This is a genomic window from Pseudonocardia sp. D17, assembly GCF_036984265.1.
GTDB lineage: Bacteria > Actinomycetota > Actinomycetes > Mycobacteriales > Pseudonocardiaceae > Pseudonocardia > Pseudonocardia benzenivorans.
Window position 1 is genome coordinate 1 of the sequence record NZ_BPRG01000030.1, and the last position, 21,030, is coordinate 21,030.

Genomic DNA, 21,030 nt, shown 5'->3' on the forward strand with positions numbered 1-21,030 from the left:
AATAGGCCGAGGGCTTGCCACAACGTGTTGTTCGCATCCACTGTGTGACCCTGAGCACACAACTCCCCTGATTGTGGGGTGGGTTGGTGTTCTGTCTCGGGTCTCTCCCCTGTTGTTTGGGGGTGGGGGTCGGGTTTTGTTTGGATAGTGTTGTCGGTGGTCATGGCGGAGGGGAAACGCCCGGTCCCATCCCGAACCCGGAAGCTAAGCCCTCCAGCGCCGATGGTACTGCACTCGCCAGGGTGTGGGAGAGTAGGTCACTGCCGGCATCAAATGTGGAATAGGCCCCAGCCTTGATGGTTGGGGCCTATTTCTATTTCTGCACACGGTCGCTTCCGGTGTATTCGTCATCGATCCGGACCGCTCGCGGTCGCGGGCTCGACCCGTGTCCGCATTCGATCGCCTCGCCTATACCGCGGACCCCCGACAGGACCGCTGCTGGCCGGGCCGCGCGACCGGGTGTTGTCCACAGCTCGCCCGGCTGTCCCCAGGTGCAGTGTGAGCAGCCCGGACGGTCGCTGCGGCACACGATGATCGACCTCGTCAACGAGATGGATGACGAGGGAGAGCACCATGAACGAGATTCTCACGACGATCGTGGGCAACGTGGCGTCGGCACCGATGCGCCGGCGCACCGCGGACGGGACGGAGTTGGCCAGCTTCCGCCTCGCCAGCAACGTCCGCCGCTTCGATCGCGACGCCGGTGAATGGGTCACGATCACGACCTCGTACGTGACCGTCACCGCGTGGCGCAAGCTCGGGTTGAACGTCGCGGCCTCGTTCGTCAAGGGCGACCCGGTCGTCGTGTACGGGCGGCTGTCGACCCGCGAGTACGTCGCGAAGGACGGTGGTACCCGCGTCGACGTCGAGATCGACGCCAATGCGATCGGCCCCGATCTCTCCCGCTGCACCGTTGCGGTGGCACGGACGCGCCCGGTGCAGGGCGAGGGGCTCGGGGATACCGGCGGGGGGCCGGACGAGGCTGCGGGCGGGGCGTACACCGCCGAGGACGGCGTGGCGGTCCGTGCCGAGGCGGGTCGCGACGACCTCGACAGCAGCACCGGAGAGGGCGAGGCGGCGTCGGACGACCCGTGGGGCACACCCGCCGTCGAGCCCGCGCTGGCGGGCTGACGTCGGTCGTCGGTGGTGGCCCCGGCGGTTCTGCGGGCCGCCGGGTGCACCGGACAACGGGACGGAGACGGCCGTTACTACCATCGGGACTGTGCCGGAGTTCATCTACACCATGAAGAACGTGCGCAAGGCGCACGGCGACAAGGTCATCCTCGACAACGCCTCGATCAGTTTCTACCCGGGGGCGAAGATCGGTGTGGTGGGCCCCAACGGCGCGGGTAAGTCCAGCGTGCTGCGGATCATGGCGGGCCTGGACCAGCCGAACAACGGTGACGCCTTCCTCGCGCCCGGGGCGACCGTCGGCATCCTGCAGCAGGAGCCGCCGCTCAACGAGGAGAAGACCGTCCTTGGCAACGTCGAGGAGGGTGTCGGCGAGACCAAGGTCAAGCTCGACCGCTACAACGCGATCGCCGAGCAGATGGCCACCGACTACTCCGACGAGCTCATGGAGGAGATGGGCAAGCTCCAGGAGGAGCTCGACCACGCCGACGCCTGGGACCTCGAGTCCCAGCTCGAGCAGGCGATGGACGCGCTGCGCTGCCCGCCCGGTGACCTCCCCGTCACCAACCTGTCCGGTGGCGAGCGCCGCCGTGTGGCGCTGTGCAAGCTCCTGCTGTCCAAGCCCGACCTGCTGCTGCTCGACGAGCCCACCAACCACCTCGACGCCGAGAGCGTGCTGTGGCTGGAGCAGTTCCTCAGCTCGTACCCGGGTGCCGTCCTCGCCGTCACCCACGACCGCTACTTCCTCGACAACGTCGCGCAGTGGATCCTCGAGCTCGACCGCGGACGGACCTTCCCCTACGAGGGCAACTACTCGACCTACCTGGAGAAGAAGGCCGAGCGCCTCGCCGTCCAGGGCAAGAAGGACCAGAAGCTGCAGAAGCGGCTCAAGGACGAGCTCGCCTGGGTCCGGTCCAACCCGAAGGCGCGCCAGGCCAAGAGCCGCTCGCGGCTCGAGCGCTACGAGGAGATGGCGGCCGAGGCCGATCGGCACCGCAAGCTCGACTTCGAGGAGATCCAGATCCCGCCGGGTCCGCGGCTCGGCAACACCGTCGTCGAGGTCTCGCACCTCGACAAGGGCTTCGACGGTCGCCAGCTGATCAAGGACCTGTCGTTCACGCTCCCGCGCAACGGCATCGTCGGCGTGATCGGCCCGAACGGCGTGGGCAAGACGACGCTGTTCAAGACGATCGTCGGGCTGGAGCAGCCGGACTCGGGCGAGGTCAAGGTGGGGGAGACGGTCAAGCTCTCCTACGTCGACCAGAACCGGGCGGGGATCGACCCGAAGAAGAACGTGTGGGAGGTCGTGTCCGACGGGCTCGACCACATCCAGGTCGGGCAGACCGAGATGCCCTCCCGCGCCTACGTGGCTGCGTTCGGCTTCAAGGGGCCGGACCAGCAGAAGCCGGCGGGTGTGCTGTCCGGTGGTGAGCGCAACCGCCTCAACCTGGCGCTCACGCTCAAGCTGGGCGGCAACCTGATCCTGCTCGACGAGCCCACGAACGACCTCGACGTCGAGACCCTCGGTTCGCTGGAGAACGCCCTCGAGCAGTTCCCCGGCTGTGCCGTGGTCATCTCGCACGACCGCTGGTTCCTCGACCGCGTCGTCACCCACATCCTCGCGTGGGAGGGGACCGACGAGAACCCGGCCTCGTGGTTCTGGTTCGAGGGCAACTTCGAGGCCTACGAGAAGAACAAGGTCGAGCGGATGGGGGCGGAGGCGGCGCGTCCGCACCGTGTGACGCACCGTAAGCTCACTCGTGACTGAGAGCGATCCCCGCGTTATGCGGTGATCTTGATGAGGCGAACCGGCGGGTCCCGGGGGCCTGGGTTCCTCGGGAGGCTGCTGCGTGTCGATGGTGAGGTCCGGCCCCTCGGATCAGGGCGCCGGAGCGGACCAGGCGCTGCTCGGTGCGGCGGCCGGTTCACGCTGGTCCCGGCCGGATCTCACTGCGGCCCTCGGTCGCCTCGCTGCTGAGCAGGCAGGCGACGACCGGACGTGGGCCGTTGCCGCCGGCTGGGTACTGCACGGCTGCGCCGCGATCGGCGATCCCCGCGACGAGGCCGCGGCCGTGCTCGACGCGATCGGGCCTGCGTCCGGAGCGCGCTGCGCGGTCGTCCGCGGGCCTGCCGGGGCGCGGCTGCGGGGGGAGCTCGCGGGCGTCGCGCGCGACCACGGCGCGCCCGACGTCGCCCGTCGGCTGCTCGACGAGCTCCTCGCCGACCCCGCGACGCCCACGGACGTCAGGTTCGACGCACTCGTCGCGCGGGCCCGGGCGTCACTCGCCGACGGGCCGGACCGGCTCGAGGAGCTCCTCGCCCCGATCGACGTCGCGGCGCGTGCGGTCCCGGGGCACGCGGCCGAGGCCACGGCAGCCTTGCTGCGCGCCGCCGCCGAGCGCGCCCAGGGTCGTCACCACACCGCGGCCGACCGGGCGCGGACGGCGATGGCGTTGCTGGGCTGGCGGCCCGAGCTGGCGACCACGCCGACCGAGTCCGACCACCTCACGGCTGCCCTCGCGACGCAGTGGATCGGCGCGCTGCTCGACGCGGGCGCGACGGCCGAGGCGCGGCATGCCGCCGACGAGATCGCGCCCAGGCTCGACGCCGACGCCGTGCCCAGCCGTCAGCTCGCCCAGCTCAGGCTGACGTGGGCGCGGGCGGCGTCGAACTCGGCGGGCACGGTCTCCGCGCTCGGCCGGGCGGCGACCGATGCCGCCGCCTCGGGCGCGCCCGATCTGGAGAGCGCATGCCGGGCGGCGTTGGCCGAGCTGCACGAGGCGTCGGGACGGTTCGCGTCGGCACTGGAGGAGACGCGACTGCGGATGAGCGCCGACGCCGAGGACCGCGCCCGTCGTCGGCGGTTCGCATCGGCGTCCGCGCGGCTCACCGACCTCGCCGGCACGGCGCAGGACGTCCCACAGCCGGAGACGCCGGCGCCGGGTCCCCGGACGTCCCTGCCCCCGACGACGCTGCCCGGGACGACCGATCCCGCGGGGCCCAGGACGCCGCCGCGGGGCACGACATTCGCCTCCCTCTACGACGCCGTACTCGCGGAGACGCGGTCGGCGTCGACGTCCGCGCCGACGCCGCCCGGGACGGCCTACCCGGTGCTCGCCGGCACAGTGCTCGACGCGGCGACCCCGATGCGGTACGACCCGTCGATCGGCACCCCGCTGGCGCCGCGTCACCGTCCCGCTCCCGAGGCGACACCCACGGCACGTCCTGCCGCGGCCGAGCACGGATCCGGCAGCGCCACCGCGCCGTCGTCGGGACGGCGCAGGCGCGCCGAGGAGCCGTCCGCCCCACAGGCGCGGTTCACGACGTCGCCGATGGGCGACGCGTTGCTCGACGAGCTGCGCCGCAACGGAACCCTGTCCGACCCTGACTGGGGACAGGCCGACGATGTCTCCCGGTTCCGCGCCCGCAACGGGCAGCGGGTCGGCTCCGCGCCGTCCGCGGCGGAGCCCGGCCCGGAACCACCCCGGGAGGGTCCTGCGCCGGAGTCCGGAAGCGACCGCTACGCGGCCGCGGCCGACTGGCTCGCGTCCGCGATCGCGGACATCGACCGTGTCTGGGGAAAGCCGGACGCGCCGGCAGCGGTGACAGCCGACCACGGCGGTCGTGTGCCGGAGTCGGGGGAGCGGCCCGGCGGCCGACGCCGACGCGCCGTCGAGCCGGAGCCCGCCTCTCCGGCCGGTCCCGACCCGGCGACCGGGCGCGCCGCGGGGACGACGAACGGCCACCGGCACTCACGTCCCGCATCGAGCGACGGCCCGGCCACCGGGGGGCGTCGACGGGCGGCCGCCGCGGAGCCGGGTTCCGCAATCGCCGGGTTTCCCCGCGCCGTCGACGAGGTGCCGGGCGGTGGCCGCACGGTCACGAACGACGCGTCCGGCGGACGACGCCGCAGGCTCGGCGCCCCCGCCGCCGACGCGGGCGGCCACGGCACGACGACCGGCTCCGCCGACCGTGCGGCCTCCCGCGCCCCCTGGGAGGACGGCACGCCCTCGCAGCCCGGCCGAGGCCGGCGCGGGGTGCGGGTCGTCGTCGATCTGGCCTCGGGCGACCAGCGCGTGCAGGGAACGGCCGCGGCGGTCGCGCTCCGGCGGGTCGCGCGGCGGGTCGGAGCGGTGCTGCCCGCGGGTGCCACCTCGCGGACGGGCGACGACGCCGTCGTCGTCGAGCTTCCGGACGCCGACCGGGCGGCAGCCGCCGCGTGGGTCCACTCGGTGCTCGACGACCTCGCGGCGGGTCTCCCACGCTCCGACGACCTCGACGGGGCGCTCCTGCGTGCGAGCGTCGTCGGTGCCGACGGGGTCCGCGGTGCCCAGATCCTGCAGGACCTCGTCCCGCGCCGCGGCGACCCGACGAGCCAGGCGGACCCCTCGGTGGAGCGGATCACCGCGGCGCGGGCCGTCCGCCGGGCGGCACAGGGCCGTCGCGACGACGGACCGGTTGCAGATGCCCGGACCCGCAACGGTGTCGTCGGCGACCGGGCGATCCACGCCGCGGGCGCGGCCGCGCCGGGGCCGGTCGTCGAAGGCCGCGCCCCCCGGTCGGCCGCCGGATCGACGGGGGGCCGCGGCGCCCGTCCGCCGGCCGACGGACCGGTCCCGGGCCGAGTTCCGGAGACGCCGTCGCCGGAGACCCGCGGCCGTCGACGACGGGCCGAGACGGACGCGGTGCCGCCCTGGATTCCGGGTGCGCCCCCGCGGCGCGACGAGAGTCGCCACCAGCAACCCGTCGACGGATCGGGTCGGCACCGCGGCGCGCGGGTCGCTGCGGGCTCCGCCCCCGCGGCCGACGTGGGGAGCGGGCGACATCGCGAACGGGAACGGATCGACGAGCGAGCGCCCCTGACGGGTGCACGGTCCACGTCGGCGCCGCACCGGACTGCCGGGGACCGCCCCGCGCAGCCGGTGCCGGGCGCGGTGCAGGACGGTCGCCGCGCGCGAGCCGATGCCCCGGACGACGCGTCGACCGCCACCGACGCTCGGACGGGGACCGGTGCTGCCGGTCGCAACGGGCACCGGTATGCCGATGAGTGGCCCGGTTCGCAGGCCGCTCCCGCCGCGCTGGTGACCGACGACGCCGGTTCGCACCTCGCGCTCGGGAGCGATGTTCTCCGGCTGTCGCGCTCGGCCTTCGACGCGCTCGATGAGGGTCCTCCCGACGACGCCGGTCCTCCTTCGGGCACCGCCGGTATGGACGACGCGGGCGGTCGGTCGGGCGCTGCGCGTGTGGACGCCGGACTTCCGTCGGGTGCCGCCGGCGTGCCCGACGCCGGGCCCGCGGCCGGAGCGGACGACGCGGACGACGCGGATCTGCCGGCCGCGGCCGGTGTGGACGCCGCCGGTCCTCCTGCAGTTGCCGCCGGGGCGGACGACCCGTTGCGGCCGAGCGGGCACGCGCAGCGCGAACCAGGGGGCCACGACGTCGCGACCGACGATGCCGCGTCCGAGGCCGATCCGTCCGGCGCCGCGGACCGACCGCAGGCCGAGACGGCGCCTCCGGCGGAGGAGGAGCCCGACATCGAGTCGTTGGGGCTCGCGGAGCTCCTCGCCGGGGCGATGGCCGCGTACCGGGGTATGTGACGGCGACGGGTCGGTCGCCCGTCCGGAGCTAGGGTGGGAAGTACCCTCCGACTCGACGGGAGCGTTGCCCTGATGAGCACGACCGGACCCGACACCGGGACCGTCGACCGGACCCCTGCGCTGCGTACCCCGGAGGGCGCCGACGACCTCGGCCGCTTCTACGAGCGCCACGCGACGCTCGAGAGCGACCGCGTCGAGGCGGCCGACCGACCCGGCCTCGCGCGGCTGGCGGTGCTGCACCGGGACCTGGCGTCGCGGCGGGTGACGGGCGAGCCGATCGTCAGGGTCTCCACGGGCGGCCAGCCCGTCGTCGACATCGTCACCGACGACATGCCCTACCTCGTCGAGTCGGTCATGGGTGCGGTCCGGCGCGCCGGCGGGGAGGTGGCGCGGCTGGTGCACCCCATCATCGTCGTGCGCCGCGGGATCACCGGCGAGCTGCGCGAGGTGCTCGCCGACGCCGATCCCGACGCGCCACCTGCCGACGCGCAGCTCGAGTCGTGGATGCACGTCGATCTCGCCGGTCCGGTCCGGGACCCGATCGCGCTGCGCGACGAGGTCCTGACCGCGCTGCACGACGTGCGGGGCGTCGTCGAGGACGGCGAGCGGATGACGCGGACGGCTCGCCGGGTCGCGGACTCCCTCACCGCGTCGCCCGCGCCCGCGCCGACTCCCGCCGGTTCGGCTGCCGCGGGTTCGGCTGCCGTCGGGTCGGTTCCCGCCGGCTCGGCTCCCGCCTCTTCGGTGCTCGACGGGTCGGCCCCCAACGGGTCGGCCGAGTCGGTTCCCGGCGGTTCGGCGCCCCGGACGGAGGACGGCGCGGCCGGCACGCTCGACGGGGCCCCCACCCGGACCGAGGACATCGCCGACCTGCTGCGGTGGCTCGCCGACGGTCACTTCACCTTCCTCGGCTACCGCCACCACGTCGCCGACGCGAACGGCGTCCTGCGGCCCGAGCTGGGGTCGGGCCTGGGCGTCCTGCGTGGTGACGGCGTCGGGGCGGACGCGTTCGCCGGCCGCGGTCACGACCCGCTCGTCTTCACGCGGGCACAGATTCCGAGCCGGGTGCTGCGCCCGGTGCACCCGTGCTTCGTCGGCATCCGGACGTTCGACGCGGACGGCCGCCTCACCGGCGAGCACCGGTTCCTCGGGATGCTCACGGTCTCGGCGGTGCACGAGGACGTACTCGACATCCCGCTGGTGGAGCGGCGGGTCCGGGAGGCGATCCACACCGCAGGCTTCCCGCTGAACTCGTACTCGGGCCAGCGGATGCTCGAGGTGATCTCGGGACTGCCGCGAGAGGAGCTCTTCGGCACCGGCGCGCAGGTGCTGCGCGAGATGGCGGTCGAGGTGCTGGGCGCGGGTGGCCGTCGCGGGGTGCGGGCCTTCCTGCGCCCGGACCCGTACGGGCGCTTCGTGTCCTGCCTGATCTGGGTCCCGCGCGATCGCTACACCACGGCGTCGCGGCTGGCGATGGCAGCGGTGCTGCGCGAACGTCTCGGCGGCGTCGACGTCGACTACACCGCGCGGGTCAGCGAGGCGAGCCTCGCGCTGGTGCAGTTCACCGTGCACCTGGACCCGGAGCTGCCGGCGCCGGAGCTGCCCGACGTCGCGACACTCACCGACGAGCTCGCCGAGGCCGTGCGCACCTGGGACGACCGGCTCGTCGACGCGCTGGGGCCCGTCGCCGTGCCGGAGCTGCTCGCGGGGATCCCGGAGTCGTACAAGGCCGGGGTCGACCCGGAGCACGCCGTCGAGGACCTGCGCCGGCTGCTCGCGCTGGAGCCCGGCGGGTTCGCGGTGCGGCTCTACCGCGTGGGCCAGGACCACCGCTTCACCCTCTACCTGGCCGACGCGCCCGTCACGCTGACCGCGGTGCTGCCGGTGCTGCAGCAGCTCGGCGTCGAGGTCCTCGACGAGCGTCCGGCGGAGTTCGTCCGCCCCGACGGGCACCGGTGCTGGGTCTACGACTTCGGGCTCTCGACCGCAGGCACCCCCTGGCCCGACAGCAGCGACTCGGGCCGCTTCTGCGCGGCCTTCGACGCGGCGTGGCGGAGCGAGGCCGAGACCGACCGCTTCAGCGCGCTGGTCCTGCGTGCGGGGCTGCACTGGCGCGAGGTCGCCCTGCTGCGGGCCTACGGCCGCTACCTGCGTCAGGTCGGCAGCCTCTTCGGACAGAACTACCTGGCCGACGTCCTGCTCGCGCACCCGGACGTCGCGCGCGGGCTGGTCGCGCTGTTCCGCGCCCGGTTCGACCCGCGGCCCGACGCCGACGCCCGCGCCGCCGCGACCGACGATGCACTGCGGCACGTCACATCCCTCATCGACGACGTCTCCGGCCTGGACGCCGACCGCATCCTGCGCGGCTACCTCGGCCTGATCACGGCGACGCTGCGCACCAACTGGTTCCGCGACCGCCCCTACTTCTCGTTCAAGATCGACCCGACCGCGGTGCCGGACATGCCCAGCCCGCGGCCCCGGTTCGAGATCTTCGTGTACTCGCCGCGGGTCGAGGGCGTTCACCTGCGGTTCGGGCCCGTCGCACGCGGCGGGCTGCGCTGGTCGGACCGCCCCCAGGACTACCGCACCGAGATCCTGGGCCTGGTCAAGGCACAGGCGGTGAAGAACGCCGTCATCGTGCCGGTGGGGGCGAAGGGCGGGTTCGTCGTCAAGGCGGCCCAGCCCGGCCCGGACGAGGTCGAGGTCTGCTACCGGACGTTCATCTCTGGGCTGCTCGACGTGACCGACAACCTCGTCGACGGTGCCACGGTCCCGCCGCCGGACGTGGTGCGCCACGACGGCGACGACTCCTACCTGGTCGTCGCGGCGGACAAGGGGACGGCCCGGTTCTCCGACGTCGCCAACGAGGTCGCGGCGAGCTACGGCTTCTGGCTGGGCGACGCGTTCGCCTCGGGCGGGTCCGTCGGCTACGACCACAAGGCCATGGGCATCACCGCCCGCGGGGCGTGGGAGTCGGTCAAGCGGCATTTCGCCGAGCTCGGCGTCGACACCCAGCGCCAGGACTTCACCGTCGTCGGCATCGGGGACATGTCCGGCGACGTGTTCGGCAACGGGATGCTGCTGTCCGAGCACATCCGGCTGGTCGCGGCGTTCGACCACCGGCACGTGTTCGTCGACCCCGATCCCGACCCGGCGCGGGGTATCGCCGAGCGTCGGCGGCTGTTCGCCCTGCCCCGGTCGTCCTGGGACGACTACGACCGGTCCGCGATCAGCGCCGGCGGCGGGGTGTGGCCGCGCACGGCGAAGGCGGTGCCGGTCGGACCGGAGATGCGGGCGGCGCTGGGGCTGCCGGCCGAGGTCCACACGCTCAGCCCCCCGGAGCTCATCCGCGCGATCCTGCTCGCGCCGGTCGACCTGCTGTGGAACGGCGGCATCGGCACCTACGTGAAGGCCTCGACCGAGTCGCACGCCGACGCCGGCGACAAGGCCAACGACGCCATCCGGGTCGACGGTCGCATGCTGCGGGTGAAGGTCGTCGGCGAGGGCGGCAACCTCGGGCTCACCCAGCGTGGGCGGATCGAGTTCGCGCGCGCGGGCGGGAAGGTCAACACCGACGCCATCGACAACTCGGCGGGCGTCGACTGCTCCGACCACGAGGTCAACATCAAGATCCTGCTCGACCGGCTGGTCACCGCGGGCGAGCTCGACCGGCCGGCACGCGACGCGCTGCTCGCCGAGATGACCGACGAGGTCGCCGAGCTGGTCCTCGACGACAACCGGGCGCAGAACGCGGTGCTCGGTGTCGGCCGTTCGCACGCCGCCGAGATGGCCAACGTGCACCGGCGGATGGTCGCGGACCTGGCCGAGCGGACCGGGCTCGACCGCGACCTGGAGGTCCTGCCCGCCGACGACGAGTTCGCCGCGCTGGAGGACGCCGGGCGGGGGCTGACCGGTCCCGAGCTGTCGACGCTGCTCGCCCACGCCAAGCTCGACCTCACCCATCGGCTGCTGGGCACCGAGCTTCCCGACGTGCCGGCCTTCGCCGGCCGGCTGCCGGAGTACTTCCCGACGCCGCTGCGGCTGCGCTATCCGCGACCGATCGCCGGGCATCCGCTGCGCCGGGAGATCGTCGCGACGATGCTGGTCAACGAGATGGTCGACGGCGGCGGCACCTCGTACGCGTTCCGGCTGGCCGAGGAGCTCTCGGCCGGCGTCGACGACGCGGTGCGCGCCTATGCCGTCAGCAACGCGGTGTTCGACCTGCCGGGTCTGTGGGCCGCGGCCCGCGGGGCCGACATCCCCGTCGCGCTGGCCGACCACGTCGTGCTGGAGTCGCGCCGGCTGCTCGACAGGGCATCGCGCTGGTTCCTGACCAACCGGCCGCAGCCGCTCGCCGTCGGCGCGGAGACCGCGCGGTTCGCGGCCACGGTGCAGGCCCTGTCGCGCCGGGTCGGGGACATGCTGCAGGGTCCGGAGGCCGAGGCGGTCGCGGCCCGGGCGGGGTCGTTGCGCGACGAGGGCGTGCCGCCGGAGCTCGCGCGCCGTTCCGCGGAGCTGATGCACACCTTCGGGCTGCTCGACGTCGTCGAGCTCACCGAGCTGTCCGAGCGCGACCGCGAGCCGCGCGAGCCCGACGAGGTCGCGGCGCTCTACTACGCGATGTCCGCGCACCTGGGCGTCGACCTGGCGTTGACGTCGGTCTCGGCACTCGAACGCGGCGACCGCTGGCACGGTCTGGCGCGGCTCGCGCTGCGCGACGACCTGTACGCCTCGCTGCGGGCCGTCACGCTCGACCTGCTGCGCGAGGCCGCACCCGGTACCCCGGCCGACGAGGCGATCGCCCTGTGGGAGCAGGCCAACGCGTCGCGGCTGGTCCGGGCGCGGGCGGCGCTGCACGAGATCGGCGGCAAGAAGAGCAGTGGCGCGCCGTTGGACCTGGCGACGCTGTCGGTCGTGGTCCGGCAGCTGCGCGGGCTCGCGCGCTGAGCCCTGCGACGGTCGGCGCGCGACCACCTGAGAGGGTGGACCCGTGGCTCGTTTCGTCGCGCACGTCCCGCTGCGCTGGACCGATCAGGACTCCTACCGGCACGTCAACCACGCGCGCACGGTGACGTTGCTGGAGGAGGCCCGCATCGCGCTCGTCTTCGACCGGGCCCGCGCCGCGGGCGCCACGTTCTCCGACGGGCTCCTGGTCGCGGGCCTCGAGGTGGAGTACAAGCGGCAGATCCCGTACCGGGCGAAGCCGTTGCGCGTCGTGATGTGGGTACGCGACGTGCGGGCGGCGTCGTTCACGCTCGTGTACGAGATGCACGACGGGCCCGAGGAGACCGATCCCGTCGCGGCCACCGCCCGCACGCACATGGCGCTGTTCGACCTGGACGCCAACCGGCCGCGACGGCTCACGGCCGAGGAGCGGACGTTCCTCGGGGAATGGGGTGACGACGCGTGAGGCAGCAGCAGGCGGCGCTCCGTCGGCACGACGCCCGCCCGCGGCGCCGGGCGGGCAGCGGCGGGGCAGCGCGATGAGCGCGCTCCGGTTGGCGGACAAGACCGAGCGCGACGATCTGGGCGCCTTCACCGCGCGGGTGGTGCGGCTGGACCAGTCGGCACTCGTGCGGCTGCAGTCCCGCGGGGACAAGGTCACCGCGTGGGCGGCGACGCCGTTCGACGTGCTCGCGACCCGCTCGGTGTACGGCACGTGCGAGCCCGCCGAACTGACGGTCCCGGCGCAGGCGCTGCTGACGTCGCTGGCCGTCGAGCGCGGGGAGACCGTCGATCCTGGGCCCGCCGCGGGTCTGTGGGGCGCGGAGCTCCCGCCCGACGACGGCTGGGCCCTCGTCGACCACGTGCCCGCCGCCGAGCTGGAGCGGCTCACCGAGCGCGGGCTGGCGCTGGCGCGCGAGCACGCCGGGCCGCTCGGCCCGCCCGCGTCGCTGCTCGACCAGACGGTGTTGACCGTGCAGGACGGCGCCGGGCCGCCCGTGCGGATCCCCATGCGGTGCCTGTTCGCGTTGTCGGGCATGGGGTTCCTGGGTGGTGCCGACACCGGCACCGAGTCCGAGACCGCCGGCGCCCCGGTCGTGCGGGTGTCGGCCACGGGCTCGTGGCTGCGCATCGACGCCAGGTTCGGTGCCGTCGTCCGCCGCCGCGTGACGTCGCTCCCGCTGTTCACGAGCTGACCCGGGGTCGCGCCCTGTTGCAGGAACGGCACTTTCCTGCAACTGGGCCGCGGGAAAGTGCCGTTCCTGCATCTGGAGGCTCCCCCGGGGCGCCCTGCGTCGGCGACGCCAGGAGCACCCGGGCGGGGTCAGGCGAGCCAGGCCGCGGTGTCCGGGGGGAGTTGGCCGTCCTCGGTCAGGGGGCCGCTGGTGACCAGGACGTCGCCGGGTGGCAGCGGGACCGGGGCGTCGGAGGTGTTGAGGGCGCAGGCGAGCGTCGTCCCGCTGCGCCGGAACGCCAGGCAGTCCGGAGGCGCGCCGTACCACTCGACGCGGGTGCGCCGGTCGTCGGTCGCGGCGAAGCCGGGATGGGTGTGCCGCAGCTCGAGCGCGTGCCGGAACATCGACAGCGTCGAGCCGGTGTCCTCGAGCTGCTCGGCGGCGGTCAGCGCGTCCCAGTCCGGCGGCATCGGCAGCCACGGCTCGCCGGTGCTGAACCCGTATGACGGCGCGCTGCCCTCCCACGGGACGGGGATTCGGCAGCTGTCGCGCCCGCGCTCGGTGTGCCCCGACCGTTCCCACACCGGGTCCTGCAGCGCGTCGTCGGGGACCTCGACGTCGGGCATGCCGAGCTCTTCGCCGTTGTAGATGTAGGCCGACCCCGGCAACGCGAGCACCACCAGCGCCATCGCGCGCGCCCGGGCGAGCCCCACCTCGCCCCCGCCGTAGCGGGTCACGGGGCGGGAGATGTCGTGGTTGGACAGCGTCCACGTCGGCCGGGAACCGACGGCGTCGACGGCCGCGATCGAGTGCTCGACGGCGTCGCGGATCGCCGCGGCCTCGAACGGCGTCTGCAGCAGCCGGAAGTTGAAGCCCTGGTGCAGCTCGTCGGGGCGCACGTAACGGGCGAAGCGCTCGTCGTCGCGCACCCAGATCTCGCCGACGGCCATCCGGCCGGGGTAATGGTCGAGGACGGCGCGGACCATGCGGTGCACGTCGTGCACACCGTCCTGGTCGAAGCGGGGGTCGCCGTCGGTGTTGGCCAGCAGCTCGATGCGCGCGTGCGGGTCGTCGGGCAGGCCGTCGGGCTTGGCCATGCCGTGTGCGACGTCGATCCGGAAGCCGTCGACGCCGCGGTCGGCCCAGAACCGCAGGGTCTTCTCCAGGTCGGCCCACACCTCGGGGTTGGTCCAGTTGAGGTCGGCCTGCTCGGGGGCGAAGAGATGGAGGTACCACTCCTCCTCCCCGACGCGCTCCCACGCCGGCCCGCCGAAGATGCTGCGCCAGTTGTTGGGCGGCTCGTCGCCGTTCTCGCCCTTGCCGGGCCGGAAGTGGTAGCGGGCCCGCTCGGGGCTGCCGGGGGCGGAGTCGAGCGCGGCGCGGAACCACTCGTGCTCCGTCGACGTGTGGTTGGGCACCAGGTCGACGATGATCTTCAGCCCGTGCCGGTGGGCGTCCTCGACGAGCGCGTCGAACGCGGCGAGGTCACCGAAGACGGGATCGACGTCGCGCGGGTCGGCGACGTCGTAGCCGTGGTCGGCCATCGGGGACCGGTAGAACGGGGTCAGCCACAGGGCGTCGACGCCCAGCAACTCCAGGTAGCCGAGCCGGCTGCGCACCCCGGCCAGGTCGCCCACACCATCGCCGTCGGAGTCGGCGAAGCTGCGGACGTAGACCTGGTAGACCACCGCGTCGCGCCACCACTGCACGCGCACATCCTGCCATCCGTGCCCGACGCGGAGCGTGACGATCGGCGCCTCGAAAGGGTGATCGAGCCTCAGAAATCGGCGTTGACCATGCTCGCAGCCGCGTATGTGATGTAGGTCCAGAACTGCTCGGTGTGCGCGGCGTCCATCCCCGACTCGTCGACGGCGACGCGCATGCAGCGCAGCCAGGCGTCGCGCTGCATCGGGCCGATCCGGAACGGTGCGTGACGCATGCGCAACCGGGGGTGACCGCGCAGGTCGGAGTAGGTGCGGGGACCGCCCCAGTACTGCTCGAGGAACATCCGGAAGCGCTCCTCGGCCGGGCCGAGGTCCTCCTCCGGGTACATCGCGCGCAGCATCTCGTCCTCGGCCACCTGCTCGTAGAACCGCGCGACGATCCGGCGGATCGTGTCCGGCCCGACCTCGGCGTAGAAGTTCTGCGGAGTGCTCACACCACCACTATCCCCTGTCGCGGACGGTGGCCTCGCGGCACCGGGCCCCGGGACCGAACGGTCACGTCGTACCGCCGCCCGGACCGGAGATGGCCGCCTTCGACGTGTCCGCGGCGGCCGGGTAGACGACCGGGCGGGGGATCTTGGCGTCGTCGAGCGCGCTGGTGATGGCCGCGTTGAGTGCCCGCTGCACGACGAACTGCCGCCCGGGACTCACCTTGGCCGTCAGTCGCAGGACCATGCCCTCGGCCGTCACCTTGTCGACGCCCAGCACCTGCACGGGCTGGAGCACGTCGTCCTTGACGTCGTCCTGCGCCAGCCGCTCCGTGGACACCCGCGTGACGAGCTCGGTGACCTCGTCGGTGTCGGCGGTGTGCGCGAGCGGCAGGTCGACGACCGCGACGGCGTAGCCCTGCGTCATGTTGCCGACGCGGACGATCTCGCCGTTGCGGACGTACCACAGCGTGCCCTTGACGTCGCGGATCGTCGTGATCCGCAGACCGACCGTCTCCACGGTGCCGACGGCGTCCCCGACGTCGACGACGTCACCCACCCCGTACTGGTCCTCGAGGAGCATGAACATCCCGGAGAGGAAGTCGCGCACCAGGTTCTGCGCGCCGAACCCGACCGCCACGCCGACGATCCCGGCGGAGGCCAGGATCGGGCCGAGCGCGACGTTGAACTCCGCGAGGATCATGATCGAGGCGATCAGCAGCACGACGGCCGACGTGATCGACCGCAGCACCGACCCGATCGTCTTGGCCCGCTGGGACCGGCGGGCCGTCACCGCCTCGACCGAGCCGTTGCGCTGCCGCCGCGGGGACCGGCGGGCGATCGCGCGTGAGAAGCGGTTGTCGACGGCGTTGTCGATCAGCCGGCGGATGGCCCGGTGCAGCAGCCACCGCGACAGGAGCGCGACCAGGACGATCAGCAGGATCGAGAAGGTCTTGGACACGATCACGTCGGCCGACGCGGCGAGGAAGTCGCTGTGGGTCCACTGGTAGAAGCGGGCGCACCACGTCCCCGGGTCCGCGGCGCAGATCGGCTGGTCGGGGAGCAGACCCTCGGCGAGGGCGGCGGTGGCGGTCACGTCAGCTCCAGTCCGGTGTGGGCCGCGAGGAACGCGAGCTGGTCGACGGCGAGCGCGACGGTGCGCGAGATCGAGCGGCCCGCGTGGCCGACGTCGGTCTCGCGACGGATGAGCACCGGGCGGGTGTCGGGGTCGCCCGCGGTGGCGTGCTGCAGCGCGGCGCACATCTTGCGGGCGTGCAGCGGGTCGACCCGGGTGTCGGACTCGAAGACGGTGAACAGCACGGCCGGGTACGTCGTGCCGGTGTGGACGTGGTGGTAGGGCGAGTAGGACAGCAGCCAGCCGAGCTCGGTGGGGTCGGCGGCGGTGCCGTACTCGTCGTTCCACGTGCGGCCCAGCGAGAACTCCTCGTAGCGGACCATGTCCAGCAGCGGCGCCGAGCAGACCACGGCCCGGTACAGGTCGGGCCGCTGGGTGAGCGCGGCGCCGACGAGCAGGCCGCCGTTGGACCCGCCGGTGATCGCGAGCCGGTCGGGACTGGTGACGCCGTCGGCGACGAGCCGCTCGCAGGCCGAGTGCAGGTCGTCGAACACGTTCTGCTTGTTCGCGCGGTTCCCGGCGAGGTGCCAGGCCTCGCCCTCCTCGCCGCCCCCGCGCAGCGACACCAGCGCGTAGACGCCGCCCGCCGCGACCCAGGTCAGCGCGGTCGGGGTGTAGGCGGGCTCGCGGGTGATGCCGAAGCCTCCGTAGCCGGTGACCAGCGTCGGGACCGGCCCGGCGGGTGCGTCGGCCGGCCGGATGACGAACATGCGGACGGTCGTGCCGTCGGCGGAGGCGAACTCGACCTGCTCGGTGTGCACGTCGGGGACGTCGACCTCGCCGGGCGCGGCCTCGGCGAGCACGGTCCGGCCGGTGGCGCGGTCGTAGCGCTGCACCTGGTAGGGCGTGACGAGGTCGGTCCAGCCGATCCACAGCCTGCCGTGCTCGGCAGGGGTGTCGCGGTCGGCGACGGTCAGCCCGGACACCGAGCCGGTGCCGGGCAGCGGGACGGTCCCGCGCGGGGTGCCGTCGAGGGCGTGCAGGGCCAGCTCCGCGACCGCGTGCCGGGCGCGGGCGAGCACGAGCAGCGGCTCGCCGCCGGGGTCGTCGGGTGCGGGTTCGAGCCGTCGGACCGCCTCCAGCACCGACTCCGGGTCCTCGGGCACCAGCTCGCGCCAGTGCTCGCGCTGCGGCCGTTCGGGCTCGGTGACGCACAGCCGCCAGCGCGGGGCGCCGTCGGTCGTGAGGACGTAGAGCAGCCCGTCGCGCTCGACCCACGGCACGGCCTGCACGTCGTCGTCCTGGGTGAGGAGCGGGACGAGCTCGCCGGTACCCCTGCCGTCGAGGGAGGCGATCCACACGCTGTCGCGGCGCGCGGTCCCGACGTTCGCGGTGACGACGAGCCAGCGCCCGTCGCGCGAGACCCGCACGCCGTAGTAGCTGTGCCCCTCGTAGAGCCCGGGGCCATCGAGCAGCACGTCGGTCGAGGTGTCGGTGCCGATGCGGTGCCGCCAGATGCGCCGGTGCAGGTTCTCCTCGCCGGCCGGCACGTCGTCGTCGGCGACCTTGCGCACGAAGACGATCTCCTCACCGCCGGGCAGCCACGCGACGTCGGCGTAGCGGCACCGGTCGATCGGCTTCTCGACGAGTTCCCCGCTCGCGACGTCCATGACGTGCAGGACCGAGTTCTCGTCACCGCCACGCGAGACCTGGTAGGCGAGCCGCCGGCCCTCGAGGTCGGGCACCCAGGCGTCGAGCGTCGTCAGCCCGTCGGGGTCGAGCGCGACGGGGTCGAGCAGGACCCGCTCGACGGTCGTGCCGTCGGGGCCGGGCTCGCGCACGAGCACGACGGCGTGTTCCTGGCCGGGCGAGCGGCGCACGAGGAAGGCGCGCCCGGCGCGCCAGAGCGGCGCGGACACCGAGCCGGCGTCGAGCAGCCCGCGCAGCCGCGTCGCGAGCGCGTCGCGACCCGGCAGCGCCGTCAGCCGGGCGGCGGTGAGCTGGTCCTGCGCCGCCGACCATGCGACGGTCCGCGGATCGGCCGGGTCCTCCAGCCAGCGGTAGGGGTCCGCGACGTCGTGGCCGTGGAGGCGCTCGACGAGGTCGAGCCGCTCGGCGGGCGGGTACGGGGAGTCGGCACTGCTCACGCGCGCCGAGGTTACGGGAGCCGTCCCGACGTCCCGTCACCCCTCGTGAGCAGCGTGGACCCCCGGTCGTGGCCGCGCGGAGACGTGGTCGGGGGTCGGGGTGCCGGGCGCGAGGTCGGGCGCGGGCTCGGCCTCGCCCCAGACCATGCGCACCGGCAGCACCCCGGCCCAGTACGCGGGGTTCGCGACGTCCTCGGCGTCGTCACCCGGCGGACCGGTGCGCACCTTGACGCTGGCCTCGGCGAGGTCGAGGGCGAGCACGGTGGTCGCGGCCAGCTCCTTGCGGTCGGGGAGCCGGGCGTGGGTCCACGACCCGGGCGCCAGCTGTTCGACGAGCGCCCGCAGCCCGTCCAGCCGCTGCTGCTCGTCGGTGACCAGCCGCGCCGTGCCGTGCACGACCGCGCTGCGGTAGTTCATCGAGTGGTGGAACACCGAGCGGGCGTAGACGACCCCGTCGAGGTGGGTGACCGTCACGCACACCGGGATACCGGTCGCCGCCGCGCGCAGCGTCGAGGCACCGGTGGAGCCGTGCAGGTAGAGGGTGTCGCCGTCGCGCCCGTAGCCCGTCGGGAGCACGACGGGCGCGCCGTCGAGCACGATCCCGAGATGGCAGACGAGCCCGGCGTCGAGGACGGCGTAGAGGTCGGCGCGGTCGGTCCGGGCGCGCTCGGACAGCCTGCCGAGCGTGCTGCGAGGGGTGGACGACAGCGGGACCTGCGACGGCGGGACCTGCGACGGCGGGACGTGCGACGGCGGGGTGGACGAGGAGGCGCTCACCCGCCGATCCTGCCTGCGGGCCCGGGCGCGACGGAAGCCCTCATCCGGACAAACGGGCGAGCGCCTCGCCGAGATCGACCACGTCGGCGCAGGTGGCGGCGATGTCGGCGAGGTTCCCCTCGTGCAGCCCGACGGTCCGGTCGGTGCACGCGTCCCGCACCACCAGCGGCCGGAAGCCGGCGGCGCGCGCGTCGGCGGCGGACGCGCGGACGCAGCCCGACGTCGGCACCCCGCACACGACGAGCGTGGCCACCCCCGCGGTCGCCAGCGCCGGTGCGAGGGTGGTGCCGAGGAACGCCGACGCGTACCGCCTCACCACGACCGTCTCACCCGGCACCGGCGTCAGCGGCGGCGCGATCGCGCCCCAGTCGCCCGTGGCGCCCTCGGCGAACACGGCGCGCGCGGGCACCTTGCGGACGAACAGGCCGCCGTCGGCGAGGTCCGCCGGGTACCGCACGACCGCCCACACGACGGGATGCCCGCCCGCGCGCGCGGCGTCGACCAGCGCGCCGCACCCGGCGAGCGCGGGGCCGGGGTCGGGCAGGGCGAACGGCCCGTCGGGCTCGGTGTAGGCGCGCACCATGTCGACGACGAGCACCGCAGGTCGGGGGACCCGGCCCGACCGCGGGGGGATGCCGGTCATCGCGCCTCCAGTGTCCCCCGCACCGTAGATCGCGCGGGCCGCGGGCCGCGACGGACGTTCGGCGCCGCGGCCGCGCGGCCCGGGTCCGCAGGCGCGCCCCGGCCGGGTGGCTCGGACCCGGCGCGGCCGTGTCCCCGAGCGGAACGGTCCGAACCGTGCGACACGGGTGATCCGGACAGGACCGCGCGCCGCGGCCTCGGACGTCGTACTGTCCGATCGACCGACGATCTTCCTCGGGGGTGCCGACGATGTCCTGGGAGCTCGACGACGAGCACCGCGAGTTCCGCGACGTGTGCCGCGGGTTCGTCGACAAGGTGGTGCGCCCGGCCGTCGACGCCGCCGAGGCCGCCGGCACGTTCCCGGCGGAGCTGTGGAAGCCGTTGGGCGACGCCGGGATGCTCGGCCTGGTCACCCCGCCCGAGTTCGGCGGCTCCGACGGCGACGCGCTGGCAGTCGCGATCTTCGCCGAGGAGATCGCCCGCGCGAGCGGCGGGATCGCCGTCACCGCGCTGGTCAGCGCCTACATGGCCGGGACGCACCTGGTGCGCTACGGCTCGCCCGCGCAGCAGGACCGCTGGCTCGCGGCGATCGCCTCGGGCGAGGCGGTGGCCGCGATCGCGGTGACCGAGCCGGACACGGGATCGGACGTCGCGCGCATCCGGTCGACCGCCCGCCCCGCCGACGACGGCTGGGTCCTGGACGGCCGCAAGATGTTCATCACCAACGCCGGCATCGCCGACGTGCTCGTCGTCGCGGCCCGCACCGGCGAGCCGGGTCGGCGCGGCGTCACCCTGTTCGAGGTGCCCGCGGGGACGCCGGGCCTGTCGTTCAGCAGGCCGCTGCCGAAGATGGGCTGGCACTCCTCGGACACCCGCGAGGTCGTCCTCGACGGGGTCCGGGTCCCGTCCGACGCCGTGGTCGGGGCCGTCGACCGCGGCTTCTACCAGATCATGGAGGGCTTCCAGCTCGAGCGGATCGCGTTGGCGGCCATGGGTCTCGGGCACGCGCAGGAGTGCCTGGACCTCGCGCTCGGGTACACCCGGGAGCGGGAGGCGTTCGGCGCGCCGCTCACCCACCTGCAGACGATCCGGCACCGCCTCGCGCTCATGGAGATCGAGCTCGACGCCGCCCGGCTGGTCACCCACCAGGCCGCCGCCCGGCTCGACTCCGGGCACCCCGAGGCCGGGCGGTCCGTGGCCCGCGCCAAGTACCTCGCCGCAGTGGCCGCCAACCGGATCGTCGACGACGCCGTGCAGCTCTTCGGCGGCGCCGGGTTCGTCGAGGAGTCGCCCGTGGCCCGGCACTACCGCGACGCCCGCATCCTGCGCATCGGCGGTGGCACCGACGAGATCCAGCTCGAGATCCTGACCCGCGGGATGGCGGGATAGA

The 21,030-nt window shown here is 74.0% G+C and carries 13 protein-coding genes and 1 rRNA gene; 8 read left to right on the forward strand and 6 right to left on the reverse strand.

Annotated elements, in window-relative coordinates:
• Positions 1-152: 152 nt before the first annotated feature.
• The 7 genes from rrf (at position 153) to PSD17_RS04160 (ending at position 12,868) form a co-directional block, all read left to right on the forward strand.
• A 5S ribosomal RNA gene (gene rrf, locus PSD17_RS04130) occupies positions 153-269 on the forward strand.
• A gap of 304 nt (positions 270-573) precedes the next feature.
• Positions 574-1,131: a single-stranded DNA-binding protein gene (locus tag PSD17_RS04135; RefSeq protein WP_339121639.1), complete on the forward strand. Its 558-nt coding sequence runs from the start codon at positions 574-576 to the stop codon at positions 1,129-1,131.
• Between the two features lie 91 nt (positions 1,132-1,222).
• Positions 1,223-2,899, forward strand: coding sequence for an energy-dependent translational throttle protein EttA (ettA, locus tag PSD17_RS04140; protein ID WP_013676865.1), 1,677 nt, complete (start codon positions 1,223-1,225; stop codon positions 2,897-2,899).
• A gap of 82 nt (positions 2,900-2,981) precedes the next feature.
• Positions 2,982-6,728 (forward strand): hypothetical protein, encoded by a 3,747-nt coding sequence (locus PSD17_RS04145; RefSeq protein ID WP_339121642.1) that lies wholly within the window; start codon positions 2,982-2,984, stop codon positions 6,726-6,728.
• A 72-nt stretch (positions 6,729-6,800) separates the two neighbouring features.
• Entirely contained in the window at positions 6,801-11,675 is a 4,875-nt protein-coding gene (locus tag PSD17_RS04150; protein ID WP_339121644.1) for an NAD-glutamate dehydrogenase, read from the forward strand.
• A 43-nt stretch (positions 11,676-11,718) separates the two neighbouring features.
• Positions 11,719-12,138, forward strand: a complete 420-nt coding sequence (locus PSD17_RS04155; protein WP_013676862.1) for an acyl-CoA thioesterase — start codon at positions 11,719-11,721, stop codon at positions 12,136-12,138.
• Between the two features lie 73 nt (positions 12,139-12,211).
• Entirely contained in the window at positions 12,212-12,868 is a 657-nt protein-coding gene (locus PSD17_RS04160) for a hypothetical protein (protein ID WP_339121646.1), read from the forward strand.
• Between the two features lie 128 nt (positions 12,869-12,996).
• On the opposite strand, the gene PSD17_RS04165 is transcribed toward PSD17_RS04160, so the two are convergent.
• The 6 genes from PSD17_RS04165 to PSD17_RS04190 form a co-directional block, all read right to left on the reverse strand.
• Positions 12,997-14,556 (reverse strand): glycoside hydrolase family 13 protein, encoded by a 1,560-nt coding sequence (locus tag PSD17_RS04165; RefSeq protein WP_339121648.1) that lies wholly within the window; start codon positions 14,554-14,556, stop codon positions 12,997-12,999.
• Between the two features lie 68 nt (positions 14,557-14,624).
• The gene (locus PSD17_RS04170) at positions 14,625-15,005 is read right to left on the reverse strand and encodes a globin (protein ID WP_013676859.1); all 381 of its coding nucleotides are present in this window, start codon (positions 15,003-15,005) and stop codon (positions 14,625-14,627) included.
• 61 nt (positions 15,006-15,066) lie between these two features.
• Positions 15,067-16,095 carry a mechanosensitive ion channel family protein gene (locus tag PSD17_RS04175; RefSeq protein WP_013676858.1) on the reverse strand — a complete coding sequence of 343 codons (1,029 nt, stop codon included), beginning with the start codon at positions 16,093-16,095 and terminating at the stop codon, positions 15,067-15,069.
• Positions 16,092-18,221, reverse strand: a complete 2,130-nt coding sequence (locus tag PSD17_RS04180; protein WP_339121650.1) for a prolyl oligopeptidase family serine peptidase — start codon at positions 18,219-18,221, stop codon at positions 16,092-16,094. Before PSD17_RS04180 ends, PSD17_RS04175 begins: the two co-directional genes overlap by 4 nt.
• 36 nt (positions 18,222-18,257) lie before the next feature.
• Positions 18,258-18,929 carry a pyridoxamine 5'-phosphate oxidase family protein gene (locus PSD17_RS04185; RefSeq protein WP_041762228.1) on the reverse strand — a complete coding sequence of 224 codons (672 nt, stop codon included), beginning with the start codon at positions 18,927-18,929 and terminating at the stop codon, positions 18,258-18,260.
• Between the two features lie 109 nt (positions 18,930-19,038).
• On the reverse strand, positions 19,039-19,641 hold the full coding sequence (locus PSD17_RS04190) for an isochorismatase family protein (RefSeq protein ID WP_339121652.1): 603 nt from the start codon (positions 19,639-19,641) through the stop codon (positions 19,039-19,041).
• Between the two features lie 248 nt (positions 19,642-19,889).
• Here PSD17_RS04190 and PSD17_RS04195 point away from each other — a divergent pair, with 248 nt between their 5' ends.
• Entirely contained in the window at positions 19,890-21,029 is a 1,140-nt protein-coding gene (locus tag PSD17_RS04195) for an acyl-CoA dehydrogenase family protein (protein ID WP_339121654.1), read from the forward strand.
• The last annotated feature ends 1 nt before the right edge of the window (position 21,030 follow it).

What these genes read in the sequence shown, in the direction of transcription:
- PSD17_RS04135 (WP_339121639.1), top strand. Translation starts at nt 574, where the DNA reads ATGAACGAGATTCTCACGACGATCGTGGGCAACGTGGCGTCGGCACCG.
- PSD17_RS04150 (WP_339121644.1), top strand. Translation starts at nt 6,801, where the DNA reads ATGAGCACGACCGGACCCGACACCGGGACCGTCGACCGGACCCCTGCG.
- PSD17_RS04160 (WP_339121646.1), top strand. Translation starts at nt 12,212, where the DNA reads ATGAGCGCGCTCCGGTTGGCGGACAAGACCGAGCGCGACGATCTGGGC.
- PSD17_RS04190 (WP_339121652.1), bottom strand. Translation starts at nt 19,641, where the DNA reads ATGACCGGCATCCCCCCGCGGTCGGGCCGGGTCCCCCGACCTGCGGTG.
- PSD17_RS04195 (WP_339121654.1), top strand. Translation starts at nt 19,890, where the DNA reads ATGTCCTGGGAGCTCGACGACGAGCACCGCGAGTTCCGCGACGTGTGC.